At 64.0% G+C, this 18,085-nt stretch carries 16 protein-coding genes; 3 read left to right on the top strand and 13 right to left on the bottom strand.

The features are described 5' to 3' along the window. Nucleotides 1-3 precede the first annotated feature (3 nt). On the top strand, nucleotides 4-915 hold the full coding sequence (locus tag HWX00_RS10905) for an ABC transporter ATP-binding protein (protein ID WP_049028185.1): 912 nt from the start codon (nucleotides 4-6) through the stop codon (nucleotides 913-915). Nucleotides 916-944: 29 nt separating this feature from the next. Here HWX00_RS10905 and HWX00_RS10910 read toward each other — a convergent pair whose 3' ends face one another. The 8 genes from HWX00_RS10910 to HWX00_RS10945 all read right to left on the bottom strand — a co-directional run bounded on the left by HWX00_RS10910 (nucleotide 945) and on the right by HWX00_RS10945 (nucleotide 8,233). After that, nucleotides 945-2,138, bottom strand: a complete 1,194-nt coding sequence (locus HWX00_RS10910; protein WP_069706450.1) for an MFS transporter — start codon at nucleotides 2,136-2,138, stop codon at nucleotides 945-947. 144 nt (nucleotides 2,139-2,282) lie between these two features. After that, nucleotides 2,283-3,710: an MFS transporter gene (locus HWX00_RS10915; RefSeq protein WP_124609965.1), complete on the bottom strand. Its 1,428-nt coding sequence runs from the start codon at nucleotides 3,708-3,710 to the stop codon at nucleotides 2,283-2,285. Between the two features lie 206 nt (nucleotides 3,711-3,916). Further along, complete coding sequence (gene aroQ / locus HWX00_RS10920) at nucleotides 3,917-4,360, bottom strand: type II 3-dehydroquinate dehydratase (RefSeq protein ID WP_069706399.1); 444 nt, start codon at nucleotides 4,358-4,360, stop codon at nucleotides 3,917-3,919. 19 nt (nucleotides 4,361-4,379) lie between these two features. After that, nucleotides 4,380-5,213 carry a shikimate dehydrogenase gene (aroE, locus tag HWX00_RS10925; protein ID WP_059562215.1) on the bottom strand — a complete coding sequence of 278 codons (834 nt, stop codon included), beginning with the start codon at nucleotides 5,211-5,213 and terminating at the stop codon, nucleotides 4,380-4,382. Beyond that, nucleotides 5,213-6,433 (bottom strand): CaiB/BaiF CoA transferase family protein, encoded by a 1,221-nt coding sequence (locus HWX00_RS10930; RefSeq protein ID WP_034190460.1) that lies wholly within the window; start codon nucleotides 6,431-6,433, stop codon nucleotides 5,213-5,215. The genes aroE and HWX00_RS10930 overlap by 1 nt, the downstream gene beginning before the upstream one ends. Beyond that, nucleotides 6,433-6,891, bottom strand: a complete 459-nt coding sequence (locus tag HWX00_RS10935; protein ID WP_034190461.1) for a MaoC family dehydratase — start codon at nucleotides 6,889-6,891, stop codon at nucleotides 6,433-6,435. The genes HWX00_RS10930 and HWX00_RS10935 overlap by 1 nt, the downstream gene beginning before the upstream one ends. A gap of 2 nt (nucleotides 6,892-6,893) precedes the next feature. Continuing rightward, nucleotides 6,894-7,286, bottom strand: a complete 393-nt coding sequence (locus tag HWX00_RS10940; RefSeq protein WP_034190462.1) for a VOC family protein — start codon at nucleotides 7,284-7,286, stop codon at nucleotides 6,894-6,896. After that, nucleotides 7,283-8,233: a ketopantoate reductase family protein gene (locus HWX00_RS10945; protein WP_034190463.1), complete on the bottom strand. Its 951-nt coding sequence runs from the start codon at nucleotides 8,231-8,233 to the stop codon at nucleotides 7,283-7,285. The genes HWX00_RS10940 and HWX00_RS10945 overlap by 4 nt, the downstream gene beginning before the upstream one ends. A gap of 81 nt (nucleotides 8,234-8,314) precedes the next feature. On the opposite strand from HWX00_RS10945, the gene HWX00_RS10950 reads away from it, so the two are divergent. Further along, a complete protein-coding gene (locus HWX00_RS10950) occupies nucleotides 8,315-9,247 on the top strand; it encodes a LysR family transcriptional regulator (RefSeq protein WP_034190464.1) in 933 nt (310 codons plus the stop codon). A gap of 142 nt (nucleotides 9,248-9,389) precedes the next feature. Here HWX00_RS10950 and HWX00_RS10955 read toward each other — a convergent pair whose 3' ends face one another. From HWX00_RS10955 to HWX00_RS10975, 5 genes are all read right to left on the bottom strand, one after another. Further along, nucleotides 9,390-11,657 (bottom strand): LamG-like jellyroll fold domain-containing protein, encoded by a 2,268-nt coding sequence (locus HWX00_RS10955; RefSeq protein WP_175027774.1) that lies wholly within the window; start codon nucleotides 11,655-11,657, stop codon nucleotides 9,390-9,392. Nucleotides 11,658-11,786: 129 nt separating this feature from the next. Next, nucleotides 11,787-12,101: a transposase domain-containing protein gene (locus tag HWX00_RS36775; RefSeq protein WP_226194316.1), complete on the bottom strand. Its 315-nt coding sequence runs from the start codon at nucleotides 12,099-12,101 to the stop codon at nucleotides 11,787-11,789. A gap of 23 nt (nucleotides 12,102-12,124) precedes the next feature. Next, nucleotides 12,125-13,591 (bottom strand): efflux transporter outer membrane subunit, encoded by a 1,467-nt coding sequence (locus tag HWX00_RS10965; protein ID WP_175027773.1) that lies wholly within the window; start codon nucleotides 13,589-13,591, stop codon nucleotides 12,125-12,127. Between the two features lie 71 nt (nucleotides 13,592-13,662). Beyond that, on the bottom strand, nucleotides 13,663-15,657 hold the full coding sequence (locus tag HWX00_RS10970; RefSeq protein WP_175027772.1) for a MacB family efflux pump subunit: 1,995 nt from the start codon (nucleotides 15,655-15,657) through the stop codon (nucleotides 13,663-13,665). 4 nt (nucleotides 15,658-15,661) lie between these two features. Next, nucleotides 15,662-16,843: an efflux RND transporter periplasmic adaptor subunit gene (locus HWX00_RS10975; RefSeq protein ID WP_175027771.1), complete on the bottom strand. Its 1,182-nt coding sequence runs from the start codon at nucleotides 16,841-16,843 to the stop codon at nucleotides 15,662-15,664. 680 nt (nucleotides 16,844-17,523) lie between these two features. Between HWX00_RS10975 and HWX00_RS10980 the strand changes: the two genes are divergently transcribed. Continuing rightward, nucleotides 17,524-17,964 carry a methyltransferase domain-containing protein gene (locus HWX00_RS10980; protein WP_226194315.1) on the top strand — a complete coding sequence of 147 codons (441 nt, stop codon included), beginning with the start codon at nucleotides 17,524-17,526 and terminating at the stop codon, nucleotides 17,962-17,964. Nucleotides 17,965-18,085 lie beyond the last annotated feature (121 nt).

Genomic DNA, 18,085 nt, shown 5'->3' on the forward strand with positions numbered 1-18,085 from the left:
ATCATGCAGAACCCCCAGGCCGTTCCCGATTACCTGGTTCAATCCGACGCGGTGCGCGAGCGCTTCGCGCGGCTGAAGGCCCGCGACGTGATACTCGACGTGCGGCACGTCGGCAAGCGTTTCGCGACGCCGCAAGGCGAATGCATCGCGCTCGACGACATCAGTTTCCGCACGCACCGGCGCGAGTTCGTGTGCGTGATCGGCCCGTCCGGCTGCGGCAAGTCGACGTTGATCCGGATCCTGGCCGGGCTCGAGGCGCAGTCGAGCGGCGAGGTGCTGCTGGACGGCAAGCCGGTGCAGGGGCCGGGCGCCGATCGCGGGATGGTGTTCCAGGGCTATACGCTGTTTCCGTGGCTCACGGTGAAGAAGAACGTGATGTTCGGCCTGCGCATGAACGGCAGCAGCAGCGGCGAGGCCGAGCGCGAGGCGCTGCAGTGGCTCGATCTCGTCGGGCTGACGCGTTTCGCGGACGTGTATCCGCATCAGTTGTCGGGCGGCATGAAGCAGCGTGTGGCGATTGCCCGCGCGCTCGCGAACCGTCCGCGGATCCTGCTGATGGACGAACCGTTCGGTGCGCTCGACGCGCAGACGCGGGCGCGGATGCAGGCGCACCTGCTCGACATCTGGCGCAACATCGACGTGACGATCCTGTTCATCACGCACGACCTCGACGAGGCGATTTTTCTGGCCGACCGGATCCTGGTGCTGAAAGCGAACCCCGGCGGAGTGCAGGAACTGATCGAGGTGCCGGTGCCGCGGCCGCGCGACCTCTCGCAGGTCAATACGCCCGAGTTCATCGCGACGAAAGCGCGGCTCGAGGCACTGATCCATCCGAAGGAGGCCGTCACGGCGGAAGACGAGGGTGTCAAGCCGCACATGATCCGGATGACGGACGTTTCGGACAACGTCGAGTAGCGGCGAGCGTGCCGCGACATGTCACGCGGTCACGCGGTTGCGTGGTTGATTCGGGGCAGCCATGCAAACGCGATCGTCACCAGCGTCACGCCCACCACGAGCATCGGCACCACCATGGGCCACGCGCCCAGGTGATAGCGCGGATCGGTGAAGCTCGCTGCCGTCTGGCCCGCGCTGAACGCGAAGAACATCATGATGAAGCCGGACCAGGAGACGGCGCGGCCTGCAAGGTGGGGCAGGCCGCTGACCGCTCCAGCCTGTCCGCACGGCTGATGAATGCCGTGGCCGAGGCAATACACGCCATGCCCGACGAGCAGCGGCCAGATGCTGCCGGGAAGCAGCGCGCACCCCAATGCCTGGATCACCGCGCCGGACAGGCTCAACGTCGCGCCTTGTCGTACCGTTCGCAACATGCTTTGGCGGCGCAGCAACACGCGGCAGCCAAACGTACTCAGCACGTAGACGAGCGTCCCGGTTGCCGGTATCCAGCCATAACGCTGGGGCGAGATGCCGAGCTGCCCGATGTAGATCGTCGGCGACAGCAGCAGAAAGCAGAACATGCCGGTGTACGTCGACGCGGCCAGCAGCGTCCATACCCTGAACGGGGCATTGCCGAGTATCTCGCGCACCTCCTGGGTCGAGTTCCGGCTCGGCGGGCTGCGCACGAAGCTTTCCTCGAAGCCGTACCAGCACATGACGAGCAACCCGAACGCATACACGCTCATCCCGGCGAGCACCCATCGCCATCCGGCTTGCTGGGCGACATACGCACCGAGGAGCGGGGCGAGGAACGCCATCATCCCCATCCCCATGAAACCGCGCGCCATCACGTACGGACCGTCGCCCGCCGAATACCGGTCGCGCACCGTCGCACGCGCGCATACCAGTATCGCGGCCATGGCCAGCCCCTGCATCGCGCGAGCGGCCACCAGCATCGCCGCGGTCGAGGCCAGCGCAGCGGCCAGCGCGGTCAGCGCATAGAGCGCAAGGCCGGTCAGCAGCACGGGGCGGCGGCCGAACCGGTCGGCAAGGCTGCCCATCGGCAATTGCCCGACACCGAATATCAGCGCGAAAACCGTGAGGCTGACACTGGCGGAGCCCAGCGTGGCGGCGATTTCGGGCAGCGCCGGCAGGTAACTGTCGGTCGCCACCGGCTGGGCCGCCAGCAGAAGCGGTAACATGAGCGCGAAGTTCAGGCGAGCGGGTCGCGTGGTGTCCGGCATGGCGGTTTTCGACACGGTATCGGGCATCGAGCTTCGAATAAGGGCAGCGGTTACGCAAGGTTGCTCGTGCGGCGAGGGCGGCCGCGGCGAGCTGAAATGGCTGGACGGAAGGGGCGCCGAACCCGACGCCCCGCCGAACGCCGGTTAGCCGCCGACGGATCCGGGCACGGGTTCGCGCACGACGCGATCGTGCGACAGTGCCTCGGCGCGCAGCAGGTCGTATTCTGCCTTGCCGACCGGTTGCGCGTTCGCTCGCCCCAAATCGTTCAAATGGACACGACTGGTCTCGCGTGCGCTCCAGGCCGCGAGCGACGCGATCATGGTGATGCCGAACGCGATCGCACCGACGATCAGCCAGACGTGATGGGCACCCGGCGGCGCGACCGCGGTGAACAGCGCGGGCAGCATCGCCGTGGCCGCGGTACCGAGGTTCTGCGCGATGGCCATCGCCGAGACGCGCGTGCGGGTCGGGAAGAGTTCCGGGTAAAAGGCGGGAAATACCGCGTTGTAGCCCTGGTACACCACGCCCCACATCAGCATCGACATCACGAAGGCGAGCGGCACGTTCCGGATGCTGATCGCATACAGGTAGGCGAACGCGAGCAGCCCGGCGGCCAGCGAGCCGACGATGATCGGCGGCCGGCGGCCGACGCGGTCGGACAGGTTGCCGACGAACGGGATCACGATCATCGCAACGATATTGCCCATCACCGTGATCCAGAGATAGACATCCTTCTGGAATCCGATTCCATACGCCGGCTGGACCGCATAGGCCGCGCCGAAGATCGTGGCGACGACCGGAATCACGTTCATCATCGACATGCAGGCCACGCGCAGCATGTCGGGAAAGTGGTGCCTGAAAGCGTCGGCCACCGGCGAGCCGGCTTGCGACCGGTTGCGCACCGCTTCGTCGAAGGCCGGCGACTCGTCGACCTCGCGGCGAATGATCAGGCCCGCGACGATGACCAGCGCACTCAGCAGGAACGGAATGCGCCAGCCCCAGCTGTCGAATTGCGCGGACGGCATGTAGTAGGCGAGCGGCAGGAACACGGCGGCGGCCAGCACTTGCCCGGCCTGCACGCCCTGCAGCGTGAAGCTGACGAAGTAGCCGCGCCGGCCGAACGGCGCGTGCTCCAGGATCATCGAGCTCGCGCCGGTGATCTCGCCGGCCACGGCGAAACCCTGCAGCAGGCGAAGCGTCACGAGCAACGCGGGCGCGATCAGCCCGGCTTGCTGATAGGTCGGCAGGAGGCCGACGCCGACGGTCGAGATGCCCATCAGGAACATGCAGAACAGCAGGACGGTTTTCCGTCCGCGCGTATCGCCGAGGTGGCCCAGCACGAACGCGCCGATCGGGCGGGACACGTAGCCGACGCCGTAAGTGGCCAGCGACGCGATGATGGCGGTGGTGGGGCTGCCGTGCGGAAAGAATATCTGCGGGAAGATCAGCGCCGATGCCGTGGCGTAGATGAAGAAATCGTAGTATTCGAGCACCGATCCGATCCAGCCGCTGATGGCGGCTTTTCTCGATTGGTGCCTGCCCCTGGGCTCGTCTCGCAAGGTCGTGGTCATCGTCGTCTCCGGATATTGATATGCGTGCCGGGCAAGGCGGGTGATGCGCGGCGTCGTCACTGCCCGATGTGTCGACGCCGTCGTGCGACCAGACCGCGGCCAGTCGATACGGCGCGCGGCGAGCACGCGCGGTGCGCAACGCCGCGCGCTGGCGACGGCTGCGCATGCGCGTCGGTCCCGCATCGGCAGCCGATGCGGGAATCGGCTTATTCGTCGCCGAGCGCCGAAACCGCGGCCCTCAGTGCGAGCAGATAGCTTTGGACCCCGAACCCGCAAATCTGCCCGCTGACGATCTCGGCCAGGACGGAGTGATGCCGGAACGGCTCGCGTGCATGAATGTTGGACATGTGCAGCTCGACGATCGGGCACGTGAGGATCGCCAGGGCATCGCGAATGCCGTAGTTGTAATGCGTCCATGCGCCCGCGTTGATCAGCACCGCGTCCTGGCGTTCCTCGAAAGCGCGATGGATGCGCTCGCACATCGCGCCTTCGCCGTTGGTCTGGAACGACTCCACCTGTACGCCCAGTTCCGTCGCCAGCGCTTGCAGCCGCGCATCGATCTGCGCGAGCGTGATCGTCCCGTACTGCGCGGGATCGCGCTTGCCGAACATGTTGTGATTGATGCCGTGCAGCATCAGGATCTTCTTCATGCGAATCTCCGTCGCGGGTTCAATCAAAGGGCACGGCCAGGCGATCGATCACCGCGCTGGTCTGCGGGCGTACGCCGCGCCACCACGCGAATGCTTCGGCCGCCTGCTCGACCAGCATGCCGACGCCATCCGCGATCCCGTGGACCCCTGCGTTTTTCGCGAGCCGCAGAAACGGCGTCAGACGCTTGCCGTATGCCAGTTCGTAGGCCGTGCCGGCCGGGCTGAACACGCTCGGCGGGACCGGCGGCAGGTCGCCGGTCAGGCTGGCCGACGTCGCATTGACGACCAGGTCGAAACGCCCCATCCGGGCGAGGTCCGCGTAGCCGCTGGCGACGAGCGGACCGCGTCCGGCGACCTGCTCCGCCAGTGCGCGCGCCTTGTCGACGTCGCGATTCGCGATGACCAGTTCGGCCGGTCCCGCTTCGAGGAACGGCAACAGCGCGCCGCGCGCCGCGCCGCCTGCGCCGAGCACCAGCACACGCTTGCCGGCCATCGGCAGGTTGAGGTTCGCTTCGATGTCGCGCACCAGCCCGATGCCGTCGAAGTTGTCCGCCAGGATGCGGCCGCCGTCGAACTTGAGCGCGTTGGCCGCGCCCGCCAGCCGCGCCCGCTCGCTGCGTTCGTCCGACATCGCGAACGCGTCGAGCTTGAACGGCGCGGTGACGTTGATGCCTTTGCCGCCACCCTCGAAAAACGCCCGAACCGCGGCCGCGAACGCGCCTGCCGGCGCGACGGGCCCCTCGATCGCCGTATAGCTGATGTCCTGCCGCGTCTCCTTCGCGAACAGCCCGTGAATCAACGGGGATTTCGTGTGCCCGATCGGATTGCCGATCACCGCGTATTGGTCGGTCATCATTGGCTCGCTTTTGAATAGAGGACGCCGTCGGCCTGCATCGCGTCGATCTCGGCCGAATCGAACCCGAGGGCGCGCGCGACTTCCGCGTTGTGCTGCCCGAGATCGGGCGCGACGTCGCGAATCGTCGTGTCGCAATCGGAAAACCGGAACGGCAGGTTGGGCAGGCGCAGCGTCCCGTAGCGCGGATGCTGTTGCTCGACGACCATGCCTCTGGCCTGGATCTGCGGATCGTTCAGCACTTCGTCGATGCGCTGCACCTTCGCGCACGGCACGTCGATGCCGTCCAGCAGGTCCAGTACCGACGCGACGGAGCGCGCGGCCACCCACGGCTCGACGACCGACAGAATCTCCGCGCGGTGCGCGTTGCGCCCGACGCTGTCGTGGAAGCGCGTATCGGCGCCGAAATCCGCCGGGCCGCCGTGCGTCGCGATCAGCTCGGCGAAGCGTTTCCACGCGTCGTCGACTTGCGCGGCGATCACGAGATCGCCGTCCGACGCGCGGAACACGCCGTAGAGCGTCGAGGTCGGCATGTCGTGCCCGGTCTGCTCGGGCAGCACGCCCTGCAGCGTGTAGCACTGCACCGCATATTCGTGCATCGATACCAGCGTGTCGTACAGCGCCATGTCGATGTGCTGCCCGCGGCCGCTCTTCACGCGCCCCAGCAGCGCGGCGTTGATGGCCGCGACCGCATGGATGCCGGTGTACATGTCGCCGAGCGAGATGCGCAGCAGCGGCGGCCGTTCGCCCGGCGTGCCGACCATCTGCATGATCCCGCTCTTGGCCTCGGCGATCAGCCCGAAGCCCGCGCGATGCGCATCGGGGCCGGTATGCCCGTACGCGGAAATCGAACAGTAGACGAGGCCCGGATTGCGCGCCGACAGTTCGTCATAACCGAGCCCGAGCTTGTCCAGCGCGCCCGGCCGATAGTTCTCGATGAACACGTCGGCGGAGTCGCACAGCCGCTGCATGAATGCCTTGCCGCGCGCGTCCTTCATGTTGACGCTCACGCCGCGCTTGCCCATGTTGAGCTGCAGGAAGTAGCCGCTTTGCTGGTCGTCGAGCACGGTCGCGTGCTGCCGTCCGGCGTCGCCCGACCCGGGGCGCTCGACCTTGATGACTTCGGCGCCGAGCGCCGCCAGACAGCGTCCGACATACGGCCCGGCAAGGAAGTGGCTGTAGTCGACGACGCGAATGCCTTCGAGTGGGCGAGCCTGCATTACAGTGCCTCCGGGCGGCGCGGCACCATCAGGCGATGCTCGCCGTGTTGAACGACCTGACCGTCCTGATTGATCAGCTCCGACGGCAGCACGACGATGCCCCAGCCCGGGCGACTCTTGCTCGCCCGCATCGAGCCGACGCGGAACTTGACGTGAAGCACGTCGCCGACCTTGATCGGCAGCAGGAAATCCCAGGTCCAGCCGAGCGACATGCCCGGCAGAAAGCGATAGTCGCTCTGCGTCTTCAGGCCGTCGGCGATGGACAGGCCGAACAGCCCGTGCGCGACGAGGCAGCCGAAGTGGCTGGCGTTCGCGTATTCCTCGTCCACGTGGACGGGCGTATGGTCGCCGGTGAGGTCGGCGTACGCGAGGATGCGCGCCTTGGTCACGGTGTAAGTCGGGCTCGTGCACGTGTCGCCCTCGCGGGCGTCGTCCCAGTATTTTTCGACGATCGTCATGGTCATGCCTCCGCGCGCGGGTTGATCGCCAGTGCCTGCGCGACGCAGGAAGCCGGCCTGGCCTGGATCAGTTCGACCGCCAGCCCGTCGGGCAGGCGAAGCCAGTTCCGTCCCTGCGGCATTTCCGTCACGCCGAATCGTTGTGCCGCGGCCAGCGCGGCCTCCAGGTCCTCGCACATCACGCCGAGATGGGCGAGGCGGCCTTCCGGGCCGTCGTGTTCCGGCGCGTGGATGAACTGCAGGCCGCCGAGCGTCCAGTACTGCCGCGGCGCGTCGAGCGTGCCGTCCACTTCGCGCAGGGTCATGCCGAGCACGTCCTCGAAGAAACGGATGTGCCAGCGGATGTCCTTCACCCAGATCGCGACGTGTTCGAGATAGGCTTTCGGGACGCTCATGCGGCGGTCTCCTTCCGTTGACGGTCGGCCATCGCGCGTTCCAGCCCCTTGATGCAGGCGACGAGCGTGGCATTGACCGGGGTCGGCACGCCGTAGCGCTGCCCCCAGCGCACGACCGAACCGTTGATGAAGTCGATTTCGGTGATCGAGCCCTTCTCGAGGCTTTGCAGCATCGACGTCTTGAAGCTCGCGGGCAGCCCCTCGGCGGCCAACGTCCATGCCTGCTCGGGATCGGTCATCGACAGCTTCACGCCCGCCGCCTGGGCGGCCGCGATCGCCTCGGCCACGGCCGCGAGCGACGTCGCCTTCAACAGCGGCTCGTCGTAAAGCTGCCCGTAGGTGAGGCCGGTCAGGCCGGTCAGCGCGCCCGTCGCGACATTCACCAGCAGCTTGTCCCACATCGTGCCGACGATGTTGTCGCTGATCGTCGTGGCGAGGCCCGCGGCATTGAACGCGGCGGCGATTGCCTCGACGCGCGGCGTGATGCGGCCGTCGAGTTCGCCGATATAGGTGTATTTGCCGATCACGCCGGATTCGATGTGACCCGCGCCGCGCAGCACGCCGCCGACGTAGGTCTTGCCCGCGAGGACGCGCTCGCGGCCGACGACGTCGATCAGGATGTCCTCGTGTCCGAGGCCGTTCTGCAGCGACAGCACGGTGGTATCGGGCCCCACCAGCGACTGGGCGCCGCGGATGGCCGCATCGGTGTGGAACGACTTGACCAGCACGACCACCAGGTCGGCCACGCCGACATCGGCAGCCCGCGTCGTCGCGTGGACCCGTACGTGGCGGGTGCCGCCGGTATCGTCGACGCGCAGGCCGTTATCGCGCATCGCATCGACGTGCGCGGGCGAGCGGTCGATCAGCCAGGTCTCGTGGCCACCTTGGGTGAGGGTGGCGCCGATCGCGCAGCCCAGTGCGCCGGCCCCCAGAATCGCTATTTTCAATGGCTTCTCCTTGACGTATGGCGTCACGATAGGAGTCGCCGCTCATGCCGACAATGCAATGGATACAATGTCGTCATTGCCATGGACAATAACGCCACGATGCCCGCAGACCTGCCCGACCTGAAGCTGCTTCAGCTTTTCGATCTCCTGTACGACGTGCGCAGCGTCACGCGCGTCGCCGAGCAACTGGGCCAGAGCCAACCGACGGTCAGCATCTGGCTCGGGCACTTGCGGGAACATCTGCACGATCCGCTGTTCATTCGCACGCCCGGCGGCATGGCGCCGACCCCGCAAGCCGACGCGCTGATCGGGCCCTGCCGGGAAATTCTCGAATCCCTGCGGCGCTTCACCGCGTGGGAGATCGCGTTCGATCCCGCGACGGCCCAGCGACGGTTTCGCATCTGCATGACCGACGCGAGTCACGTCACGCTGCTCCCGCGGCTGCTGGCCCATGTCCGCGCGCAGGCGCCCGGCGTCCGGCTGGAAGCCGCACGGATCGACGGCAATACGGAACGCGCGCTCGAATCCGGCGAGGCCGATCTCGCGATCGGCTACGTGCCGTGGCTGGGCGGCGGTATTTATCAGCAGAAACTGTACGACCAGGACTGGGTCTGTCTGGCCAACCGGCATCATCCGAGGATTCGCGGCCGTCTCGGCGCGAAGCAGTACCGTGCCGAAGGCCATGTCGCCATTACGGGGGGAACGGGGGCGCAACTGCTCGAACAGGCGCTGCGGCAGGCGCGCATCGAGCGAGACGTCGTGCTGGAGTTGCCGGGTTTCCTGGGTTTGGGTGCGATCGTCCAGACGACCGACCTGATCACGACGTTACCGCGCCATATCGGCCAGACCCTGGCTCAGGCGAGCGATCTGGCGGTTCATGCCTGCCCGATCCCGGTCGAAGGCTTCGCGGTTCGGCAGCATTGGCATGCGCGCTATCACCACGAGGCCGGCAATCGATGGCTGCGCGGTGTCGTGATCCGGTTGTTCGGTGCATCGCATCCGTCCACGGCGTAGGGAAGTGCGCGTGTTCGGCGGTGCCTGGAGACCGAACGTCACCGCCGGACGGCAGCCACGAACGGCAGCCACGAACGGCATGACCGGTTCTCGATGCACCGATCGTGCCGCCGTGTGGCCGGACGGCGTGCGCTTGGCGGCCTCAACCGTTCATCAGCGCCACGATCTGCGCGGCGCCGAGCGCGCCGCGGTAAATGCGCAGGTCCTCGAGCAGGCCGTTGAAGGTCGAGACGGGGTACTGCGATTTGCCGAGCCAGTTATGCGTGAGACCGCCGAGCCGGAACGGCGCGAGAAACATGCCCGTGTTGCCGGCGACCGGCTTGCCGTTCATGTAAAGCGTCGCCGTCGGGCCGGCGAGCGTGACCGCCACGTGCACCCATTGCTTGTCCGGCATCGTCGGTGCGTCGACCATCTGGTCGCCGAACCCGTTCACCGCGATCGCGAAGCGCATCGACTGATTGTCGGTGCGCCAGTCGGTACGCGGCATCAGCGTGACGTAGCTGCCGAAGCGGCCGCTCAGGTCGAGAATCGGCGCCCAGCTTTGCCCGCGGTCGTTCCAGTACACCCACACCGCGATCGTGAAATCCGCTACGTCGGACAGAATCTCGCCCGCCAGTTCGACGTACGCGCCGGCTCCGTTGAGCGACACCGCATGGGTGCGGCGTCCCGGGGCCCATGTCGCCCCGTTCAGCGTGCCGTGGTGGCCGTTGCCCGACCGGTCGGCGGCCGTGAGGCCGCTGCCCTCATCGAACGTCAGGTGCGCGAGCAACAGCGTCGAGGTTGCCACCTTCACCTCGTTCGACGCGGCCGATTCGCCCGCCGGCGTTTGCGCCGTGACGACATAGAAGTACGTGCCGGGCCCGGGCGGCGTATCGGTGTGCGTCAGCCAATCGGTGACGCCGGTGCGGAGGGTGGTGTACGGCCCCCCGGCGATCGTCGCGCGCTTGACGTTGTAGCCGCTCGCATTGCTGCATCCCCACCAGGACAGCACGACCTTGTCCGCGCTTGCGTAGCCCGTGAGGCCGCTCGGCGTCGGGGCCGGCGTGCCCGGATCGCGCGTGCACGTGAGCGTGCCGTAGCCGAGCTGGTCGTAGCCGCCGCTGGCGCTGCCGTAGTTGCCGCCGCCGCCTTCCGGCGCAACGAATTCGGCAAAGCGTTGCGTGTAAGGTGCCGCGAGACCCTTTCGATTGATGTAATGGTTTGCCACCAGGGCCCAGCAAGGGCGGCCGCCGCCTTGCGAACCGGTCGCGAACGCCGTTTGCGTGACGTCCACGTTCCGGTAGGTGGCGAACGGCACGGGGAAGAACGAGCCGTCCGCCTGCTTGAGGTTCGACTTCGCCACGTATTCGGCGCCCGCCAGGAAGCGGTTGTTGTCGTAACCGTACAGATCGATGCCCTGATTCCACGCCATCTCGCAGATCGCGCCGGTCAGCGCGATGCCGAGCTGGGCATGGCCCTGGTCGCGGCCGGCTTCCTGCCATTGGCCGAGGTAACCGGGGTGTACGAAATACACGGCCATGCCGATACTGCCGTTGCCGGCGCCGTTCTTGAAGTACGAGACGGCATCGTCGACGATATCCGCGTTGTCGCACAGTACGCCGATGGCCAGCATCGACGCGAGGTTGCACAGTTCCCAGTTGGCCCAGTAATGCGTGCGTTGGCGGTCGACAGGGCGGTGCAGGAACCCGTGGTTGATCGGATGGAAGACATCGAGCATCATCTTCTGAAACGCGGCGAGGCCGCTGGCACTCCAGCCGTCGTAACCGCGCATCATCTCGCCCACGTTCGCGAATTCGTAGCCGTAGATGCCGGCAGCCAACGCCACGTTGCTGTTGCCGCCGAGCGCCGTGAGCGTCGACGACCACCTGTCCAGGTACTCCACCGCCTTGTCGCCGTGACGCTTGTCACCCGATACCCGCCAGCACAGTGCATGGCCATAGGCGAAGGCGATGTCGCCGTAGAGGATCCAGTAGTTCTCGTTGCTCCCGCCGCGCCTGATCTCGGGCTGCGGGTTCGGGATGCTCGTCAGGCGGGTATGGAAGTTGGAGAGAAGCAGGTTCCAGCTGTCGATCCACGGGGAAGCATGTGCGCCGACCTTGGCGCGCATGCGTGCGAAATCCGCTTCGGTATGCAGTAGGCCGGGATGGGAAAAGGTGCGGATTCGAGCGGCGCCGGTCGATGGCGTACCGCCCTCGCTACCGTTCGATGCGGGCATGGTGCCCGACGACTGACCGCTACTGGCCGGCGCTGCGCGCACGCCCTCGGCAAACGCGTTTTCACTGTCTCCGCCACATCCTGCCAGAAGCGTTGCACTGAGTCCCATCAGGAAATGGCGCCGCGCAATGTTTTCGATGATACCGAGCCCGGCGACTTCCTCCGATAAGGGTGTCGCCGTGTCCTTGTCTCTCATGTATGGACTCCTTTTCTTTTGATGTAATCGAATTGTTAGTGAATGTACTAACTGTTCCGTATTTTGTTGTGAGCGGCTGGGTATTCTATCCAGCAGGGCAGGGGGGCGATCAAGAGGCAAATAACGAATTCACTGATGACATGTGTTTGTCATGTCGGCGACGTAGCGGCATCGAGACGCGCGGGGACGCCGTCGTGCGACGGTCATCGGACACTTGGGCATGGCACACGGGCGCGCGCATCCGGTATCGGCGACGGGTGGAATTCGAATGTGCGAAGGCTGCGATGAGGGCGGAGCTATCTTACTTGACGCGCGCGAGACATGACGTTGCGCCGTGGAAGGCCTTCTCCAAGGCATGAGATCCGCGTAGTCGTCGGCGGTTGCAGCGAGCGGCAATCTGGTGAACAGCCAGACCAGATAGCGATATGGCTCGACGCGGTGCAAGCGTGCGATGCTGCAAGGCTTGACTACCTTCCACCGAGCGCAACATAAAGTGCCACCTGGTTGATAAGGGCCGCATAGCGGGAGCTTGCGAGTTCGGCATCGGCGTTGCGGCTCGCCTGCTGCGCGTCGAGCAAGTTCTGCAGGGGAATTGAACCCGCCCGATATTGCCAGCCGATGCGTTGCTCGCGTTGTCGTGCTGCTTCGAGCGCATCGGCCCATTGCGTGATCTCGGCCTGATAGTCGGCACGCGCGGCAAGTGCGTTCTCTACGTCGCCGAGTGCCTGATAAAACGTCCTGGCGAATGCGACCGCCGCGGCATCATAGGCGGTTTGCGCCGAACCCACCTGCGCTTTCATCGTCCAGACGTTCAGAAACGGCGCCGCGACATCGGCTGCGAGCGTGCCGAGCGGGTTTTGCAGCAGATTGCGCAATGCGTCGCTCGCGGTACCGGCCGACCCCGTCAACGTGAGGTTAGGGTAGAAACTGGTCCGTACGGCATCCACCGTTGCGAGTGTGCTTCGCGTGCGCAACTCCGCCGCCATGACGTCTGGACGCCGAACGAGCACGGAAGCCGGCACACCCGCGGCGACGGCGGGCAACGGGGTCGTCAGACGCGCCGAAGGTACGACGAAGACTTCGCCTGGTGGCTGACCCAGCAAGATCGCGAGCGCGTTTTCGGTTTGGGTTCGCTGCGCCAGTAGCGCATTGCGCGACGCGCGTTGCGACGCGAGCGATTGACGGGCGGCAAGCAGGTCCACTGCCGTAATCGCCCCCGACGCATACCGGACATTCGTCAATGCCTGCGTTTGCTCGCTGTAAAGAATCGATGCATCGCTCTGTTCGATCTGTTCCGCCAGCAGCGCGAGCAACCAATAGTCTTGGGCGACCAGGGATGCGACGGTCATCTTGACCGTCCGTTCATCCTGCTCGGTTGCCCGCGCCTCCCAGCGCGATGCATCGGTCGAACTCGACAGCGAACCCCATAGGTCGACGACATAGCTGGCCGATGCGAGAAGCGATTTCGAGTGCGACACCACGCGCGCACCACCCAGCGAATGAGAATTCGACAACGCCGCACTAGAGCTGATCAGGGGCAATTGGTTTGCGCGGGCGAGATCGACGGCAAATTGCGCCGCGCGCAGATTGACGACGGCGGTCTTGAGATCGTGATTGCCAGCCAACGCCCGCTCGATAAGCTGGCTCAGTTCGGGATCGCCGAACGCGTTCCACCACGGGTCGATACTCGCATCACCACCGGGGTTTGCTTCCGTGTCTGCCGGCGACAATCTGGACGCATCGGGAACGTCACTCCAGCTGTACGATGCTCCGACCGACACGGAAGCGGGTGTCTGCCCCACGGCAGCAGACTCTGTCTGCCAATGCCGGGGAATCGAGACCTCGGGCCGCGTCCATGTCGTGCGCGTCAACGTCCCGCATGCGGCGACGCCCAGCGACACGATCAACAAGGCGATCGTGCCGAATCGCGACATCGACCTGGACGCTCGAGCCTGCCGTAGAGCCGTACGTATCAAAACAGCATGCAATGAATGAGGGAACTTGCTCATTCGCGGGCCAGTGCTTCTGCCGGGTTGAGGCGCGCGGCCTGACGCGCCGGGAAGTAGCCGAACACGACACCCACGAGCGCGGCACTGGCGAACGCAGTCACGATCGAGTCGAGCGACAGCACCATGTAGAAACGACTATGAGGCTCGGAAAAAAACCGGATGACACCTAACGCGAGCGCCACACCGACCGCTCCACCGGCGACGCATAGCCAGACGGACTCGATAAGGAACTGGTCGCGAATATCGGATCGACGCGCGCCGATCGCCATGCGGATGCCGATTTCATGGGTGCGCTCCGTCACCGACACGAGCATGATGTTCATCACGCCGATGCCACCGACAAGCAAGGAAATGCCCGCAATCGACGCAATAAAGAGTCGAAAGGTTTCGTTCGACGCCGTCGCGACCTGAAACAAGGCATCCGAATTGAAGGTCGTGAAATCGATGGCACCGTGGCGCATCTTCAGAACCTTGTTGATGCCGGCGAGCGCGGCGCTCGAAGGTACGCCGTCGGCGAGCCGGACGGTGACGCTCTGGAGATCGTACGATCCGGTCATACGCGACATGACCGAGGTGTACGGCATATAGAGCCCCAGCGTACCGGGTGCAAACGACATGGCGTTCGAACCCGCCACGCCGATCACATGGCACGGCAGATTTCCGACGAGTACCACTTTCCCTATCGGCGAATCGGAGCCGAACAGCGTTTGCCGGGTCTTCTCATCGACGACGACGACCGGAGCGTTCGATTCGACCAGCGACTCGTCGAAAGGCCGGCCTTCGATCATATGGATGCCGTGGACGCGAAAATAATCGGGCCCTGTGCCATGAACTGTCGCGGATACGTTTTTATTGCCCACGCGAATCGTTCCGGTGCTCGTCACTTCCGGCGTCACGCTATCAATGTAGCTTTGCGCCTGTAGCGCGTGCACGTCGCCGAGACTCAGCGTATGAATCGAGTTCGCACGCAAATCGCCGGCCATCCGTCCCGGATAGATGCTGATCGTATCCGTGCCAAACTGCCGTAAATGATCGATGATTGCTCTGCGGCTTCCCTCGCCACGAGCGACCATGCAGGCAACTGACGCAATACCGGCAATAATGCCCAGCATCGTCAGGAATGAGCGCAGACGATGGTTCGCCGCCGAGTGCATGGCAAGCCGGAATGCTTCGATGAGCCGGCCCAATGCAAGCGGCTGCGCATGCTTGCGCCGAAGCGAAACCGGAGGCTCGACCGGTGACGCAGATTGCACATTGGCGGGCTTTTCCGGTTCCGTCGATTCCGGCCGCCTATCGCCGACGATGCGCCCGTCGCGAATCTCGATGATCCGGCGCGCATGCCGGGCGACGTCCATATCGTGCGTGACGATGATGATCGTATGGCCCTGCCCGTTGAGCTCGTGGAACAGCGCCATCAGTTCTTCGCCGCTCTGGCTGTCGAGTGCGCCTGTCGGTTCGTCGGCGAGAATGATGTCGCCGCCGTTGATCAAGGCTCGCGCGATGCTGACCCGCTGCTGTTGACCGCCAGAGAGCTGCATCGGCCGATGGCTGAGGCGGTCACCAAGACCCAAACGCTCGAGCAGCTTCGTTGCTCGTCCGCTTCTTTGTTCTGCGTCGAGGCCCGCATAGACGGCGGGTGCTTCGACGTTGGCGAGTGCGGTCAAATCGTTCAGCAACTGATAGCGCTGGAATACGAAGCCGAAATGCTCCCGACGCAACTGCGCGAGTGCGTCTGCATCGAGCGACTGCGTCTCGACTCCGGCGATCCGGTAAGTACCCGAGGTCGGCGTGTCGAGACAACCGAGGATATTCATCAAGGTCGATTTTCCCGAACCCGATGCGCCGACGACGGCCACCATCTCACCTCGTTCGATGCGCAGATCGATCTGGTGCAGGACGGTAACCGCCGCCTCGCCGGCTCCATAGGTGTGGCTCACACCCTCGAGTTCGATCAGCGCCGGATTCGACGTCTGTGCGTGTGGCGTGGACATTCCGTTACCCCGCCATGCCGTATGGATCACGCGGCCCTGCGCCGGAAGACTGTCCGACGACGACACGATCTCCCGCCCCAAGGCCGCTGACGATCTGCACAACGGTGTCGTTGGCAATGCCAGTCCGTACTATCCGGCTCGTGACGTTGCCGTTGGCCGCCAGCACCCGCACCGTCGCGCGCCCGTCGCGTGGCGGTGCAGTCAGTGCAGCGACCGGCAGGACCGCCACGTGTCGCGCACGCGCAAGCACGACCGACACCTGTGCCGTCATCGAAATGCGAAGTCGATGATCGGGATTCGGCATATCGAGCCGGCCGATGTAATAGATGGCCGTATTCGTCGCCGACGAAGTTGTCGTGGGACTGGTGGTCGTGTCGGTCATGATCGAGTCCGGCGCGGGCTCGATGGCTTTCAGCGTGGTTTCATATCGACGCGACGGGTCGCCGAGAATCGTGAAATAGGCGGGCAGGCCAGGCCTGAGCCGCACCACGTCGGCCTCCGAGATTTGCGCCTTGACCTGGATCGTGTCGAGGCGCGCGATCTTCACCAGATTCGGCGTCGTCTGATTGGCGTTGACGGTTTGGCCCTCTACCGCGAGCACGGCGACGACTTCTCCGTCGCTCGGGGCAACAATGCGCGTGTAGCCAAGCGTGACGCGCGCAGTGTCCACATTGACCTGCGCTACCTTCATCTGGGCATGACTCGTTTCGACGTTTGCGCGAGCCACGTCGAAGGCTGCCTGTGTCGTTTCCAAATCGGCATGCGACCCGGCGTCATGTTCAGCCAGTTCCTTCTGCCGTCGCAGCGCGAGCCTGGCCTGGACAAGCGACGCCTCGCTCGAATGCACTGCGGCCACCGCGCTTTGCAATTGGGCCCGAGCCGTGTCCAATGCGTAGATCTGTGGCTGCGAGTCGATTTCCGCGATCAGCTGACCTTTCCTGACATGGTCGCCGAGCGTCACGTGCATCGACTTGATCTGGCCGTTGACCTGCGCGCCGACGCTAACGAGATCCGCTGCGCGGATCGTACCCACGGCCTCGACGGTCGATTCGATGTCCTGATACGAAACCTGGGCGGTAACGTATTGAATATTTGGCTTGTCGTGCCGTGTATATCTGAAGGCGACGGCCACCACTATTGAAATGGCCAAACCTAAGGTGACGTACTGGATAACCTTTTTTCTCACGACACATGCGCCTTCTTATCCGAAGTCCCAGCTTGCCTCGCTGGATGACGCGTTGCGCATATACGCGCTAAACGACATCATGTCGATGGCCGACTCAGCTTCTTGTTTGCTTGTTGATTCTGGTTGATGTCACAGAATAACCGGAGCCAATTGGAATATTTTTGCTTTCTCGTTCTAGAATACCTTCCAACCTGTCCAGCAACCTTTTCGTAAACCCCCGCTCGAAAATACATGCCCACGGCCCAACCCGGGACAGTTCGGCTTGGAAACCTTCAGGCGTATCGCTTGCTTTTTTTAACTCCAAAGCGTCTCGATATCGATCGGCAAGAATTTGCAAAAATCACGATTTTTTTGAAAAAAAATTCCAGATTATTTCGGCGAAAATTACAGAATAGGAAGTGCGCGTGCACATGGCTTACCAAATATTATTAGAATGAGGTTTCCAGTGAAATCCACAAACATCCGTCCTGCGGAACGCCGAGTATGCAGTATTTTGTTGGGATTTCATGCATCCATTTTCACTGCAGTGGACATCCACTTATTTTTCCATACGCCAAATTGGCAGTTCGAAACGTTCGTCACGATATTTACGCTCACTTACAGTGTTATCGCCTTTGCTTACTATTTAATAAATAAATATCGGCAGTGATGAATGCGAAACAGCGGGCCACGGATTTCAATTGCCCCATCCAATGGATGCGGCATTTTTAATGCCTGAAAATGATTGCGACGCGTTTGCTGCGGCGTATGACACCGGCAACGAAGTGAATGCTTGGAATGCCTTCAATGAACGACCAGCGATTCTTTCGATGGCCGGCGATGTAGCCAATCTTCGCGTGCTCGATGCGGGGTGTGGCGGTGGAGCGCATGCGGCGGCACTCGTTGAACAAGGTGCGAACCTCACCGGCATAGACGCACGCGTGGGGCTGTCGGACATCGTTCGGATCCGCCTGAAAGGGTGTGTGTCGTTGATCCTGGCAAACCTGAATGAGCCGCTACCACTTGCCGGAGAGGACCTGGAAAAGATCGCGAACCACGCGTTTTTCCTCGGGCCGCCATGGGCATTTCCATTTCGACGGCGACGCATTCCATCTGTTCGCCAGGGTGCTGACAACGCATGATTTGCAGCTGGAAATCGCCCCCGTCAAGGTGATCGACGAAGTCGCGAAGCGTCTGGAGCGGTACTGCAGGGCTACCTGATCTTATCGAAACCCTCCTCTCTATGTCTTCGATTTTGACGCG

Source organism: Burkholderia seminalis DSM 23518, assembly GCF_902832885.1.
Lineage (GTDB): Bacteria > Pseudomonadota > Gammaproteobacteria > Burkholderiales > Burkholderiaceae > Burkholderia > Burkholderia seminalis.